The following is an 874-nucleotide window of genomic DNA, read 5'->3' as shown; positions in this document are numbered from 1 at the left end:
ACCCAGGCCGCAGGCGAGGCCGCCGGGCGCGCGGCGGCGGCTGCCACCCGGCGCGACGCCGCCGTCGCCGCGCTGGAGGAGGCCGCCCGCGCCGCCGGCTTCGCCGATGCCGCCGCCGCCCGCGCGGCCCAGCGGCCGCCGGCTGCGCTCGCCGCGTTGAAGGAGGACGTGGAGCAATTCGGCCGGGCGCTGCACCAGGCGGAGCTCGCCGCCGCCCGCGCGGCGGCCGAGATCGCGGGGCTTGCGCCGCCGGACCTGGACGCCCTGGCCGCCGCCGAGGCCGCCGCGCGCGAAGCCCTGCGCCAGGCCCGCGACGCTGCCGGCCGCCTGGCCGAGCGCCTGGCCGCCACCGCCCGGCGTCTGGCCAATATCCGCGCGGCCGGGGAGGCGCTGGAGGCCGCCCGCGCCGCGCATCTGCTGGTCAGCGACCTGGCCGAGACCGCCCGCGGCAAGAACGACCGCAAGCTGTCGCTGCAGGGCTTCGTCCTGGCCGGCCTGCTGGACGAGGCGCTGTCGGCCGCCAACCAGCGGCTGCAGGCGATGCTGGGCGGACGCTTCAGCCTGCGCCGGCGGGAGGAGCCGGGCCGCGCGATCGGCCTCGACATCGAGGTGCTGGACGAATGGACCGGCCAGCCCCGCCCCGCCGCGACGCTGTCCGGTGGCGAGGGTTTCTGCGCGGCGCTGGCGCTTGCCCTGGGTCTGGCCGACACGGTGCAGGCGCATGCCGGCGCCCGGCGGATCGACGCGCTGTTCATCGACGAAGGCTTCGGCACGCTGGACGAGGAGGCGCTGGACCGCGCCATGGACATCCTGGCCAGCCTGCCCGCCGGCGACCGGCTGGTCGGCATCATCAGCCATGTGGCGGAGCTGCGCG

The 874-nt window shown here is 78.5% G+C and carries 1 protein-coding gene; it reads left to right on the top strand.

Annotated features, from left to right (window positions below; genetic code table 11):
- Positions 1–874 (top strand): SbcC/MukB-like Walker B domain-containing protein (locus tag BKE38_RS22930; RefSeq protein ID WP_131829697.1); only part of this gene is annotated, 874 nt, incomplete at both ends.

This window comes from Teichococcus deserti, assembly GCF_001982615.1.
Lineage (GTDB): Bacteria > Pseudomonadota > Alphaproteobacteria > Acetobacterales > Acetobacteraceae > Pseudoroseomonas > Pseudoroseomonas deserti.
The sequence above is the reverse complement of the archived record's forward strand: the minus strand, read 5'-3'. Positions and strand labels throughout refer to the sequence as shown.